The 1,972-nt window shown below is 71.5% G+C and carries 2 protein-coding genes; one reads left to right on the top strand and one right to left on the bottom strand.

All coding sequences use genetic code 11. The annotated features are described in order from the left end of the window. Positions 1-1,650, bottom strand: a 1,650-nt coding sequence (locus ABZE72_RS16765) for an ABC1 kinase family protein (RefSeq protein WP_372730173.1), incomplete at its 3' end; no start/stop codon positions are given. An 85-nt stretch (positions 1,651-1,735) separates the two neighbouring features. Here ABZE72_RS16765 and ABZE72_RS16760 point away from each other — a divergent pair. Continuing rightward, on the top strand, positions 1,736-1,972 hold a 237-nt coding region (locus ABZE72_RS16760; RefSeq protein WP_372730172.1), incomplete at its 3' end, for an ATP-binding cassette domain-containing protein.

The raw sequence follows: 1,972 nt of genomic DNA, 5'->3' as shown, positions 1-1,972 counted from the left end.
GGCCGCCCGGGCGACCTTGCGGTCGGTGAGCACGATCCACAGCGCCAGCGCCGCCCCGGCCAGCACCGCGAACATGAAGAAGACCATCGCGATCGCCGGGTAGCCCCAGATCCGGTGGTCGCTGGGCACCCGCATCATCGCGGCCGCCCCGAGCACCGTCGCGGCGATGATGATGCCCAGCGTCAGCCGGTTCGCCACCCGCTGCAGCACCGTGTGCAACCGCTCCTCGTCGATCGCCTGCACCCGCACCCGGAACTCGCCCTCGGCGAGGTTGTCCAGGATCCGGTTGCCGCGCTTGGGCAGCATCGAGGTGAACTCCTTCGCCTCGATCGCGGCGGCCATGATGCCGCCCCGGCTGAGCTTCAGACCGCTGCTGAGCAGGTCCGAGACGTTGTGCCGGATCGCCTCGGCCGGGTCGAAGTCCGGGTCGAGGTGCAGCGTCGTCTGGTCGAGGTTGAGCAGCGCCTTGCCGATCATCGACATCTCCGCCGGCGGCCGCAGCCCGTGCGACCCCGACAGCCGGCTCAGCTCCACGAGCACGGTCCCCGCCTGCAGCTCCGGACCCGCGGCAGCCGCCTCGGAGACCAGGTGCGCGACCTCGGCGCGGAAGGCGCCGGCGTCGTACTCCTCGAGCGGGTGCCCCATCCCGGCCAGGACCGCGGCCGCCTCCTCGCCGTCACCGTCGCCGATCGCGAGCAGCAGCTTGACCACCTTGTCCTGCAGCCGCGGCGACACCGAGCTGACCATGCCCAGGTCGAGCAGCGCGAGCCGCCCGTCGTCGGTCAGCATCAGGTTCCCCGGGTGCGGGTCGGCGTGCAGCACACCGTGGTCGAGCATCAGGGTGAGGTAACAGCGGAAGAGCTGTTCCACGATCGGGCGGGCGTCCACGTCGAGCAGCCCGAGCTGGCCGACGTCGGTCACCTTGCGACCCTCGATCCGGTCCATGGTCAGCACCCGCGAGGTCGAGTGGTCCGCGACCGGCAACGGCACGACCAGCAGGTCGTAGCCCTCGGTCAGCTCGGCAAACTTCTCCAGGTTGCGGGCCTCGCGGCGGTAGTCCAGCTCGCCGGCCCGCGAACGACGGAACTGCGCCAGCAGCTGCTCGAAGCCGTAGCGCCGACCGGCCTCGGTGTGCCGGTCCACCAGGCCGGCGAGCTGGGTCAGCGTCTCCATGTCCTCGCGGGCGACCTCCCGCGCGTGCGGCCGCTGCACCTTGACCACCACCTCACGGCCCGACGGCAAGGTGGCGCGGTGCACCTGGCCCAGCGAGGCGGCCGCGAGCGGCTTCTCCTCGAAGTCCGCGAAGAGGTGCCGGAGCTGGCCGCCGAGCTCGGACTCGACGACCTCGCGCACCACCTCGAAGTCCAGGGGTTCGGCGTCGTCCTGGAGCCGCGAGAGCGCCTGGGTGTACGCCGCGGGCAGCAGGTCGAAGCGGGTCGAGAGCAGCTGGCCGAGCTTGATGTACGTCGGGCCGAGCTCCTCAAGGTCCCGGGCGAAGGCCTGGGCCATCTCCTCGTCGCCCATCGGCGGGTCGTCGTCGAAGTTGAACTCGTCGAGCCCGACGCCGGCGACGAGGTCGGAGCGGCCGTGCCGGACCAGCAGGCGGGCGAGCGCGGCGTACCGGCCGACGTTCTTGGTGGAGAGCGACATGCCGGAAGCGTGCCCACTGCACACCGGTTCCAGTCCCCCCGATACTGGTGCGCATGCACTCAGCCACCGAGGGGCGGACCACCCGATGAGCGACGCGATCCTCGCCGAGGGGTTGGTCAAGCGCTACAAGAGCGTCACCGCCCTGGCCGGTATCGACCTGCGGGTCCCGACCGGGAGCGTGCTGGCCGTGCTCGGGCCGAACGGCGCCGGCAAGACCACCGCCGTCAAGATCTTCACCACGCTCATCGAGGCCGACGAGGGGCGTGCCGAGGTCGCCGGCATCGACGTCCGCACGGACCCGCGCGGGGTGCGCCGCCTGATC

Source organism: Nocardioides sp., from assembly GCF_041600255.1.
Lineage (GTDB): Bacteria > Actinomycetota > Actinomycetes > Propionibacteriales > Nocardioidaceae > Nocardioides.
Note: the sequence above shows the minus strand (reverse complement) of the source record. Positions and strands in the feature narration are given on the sequence as shown.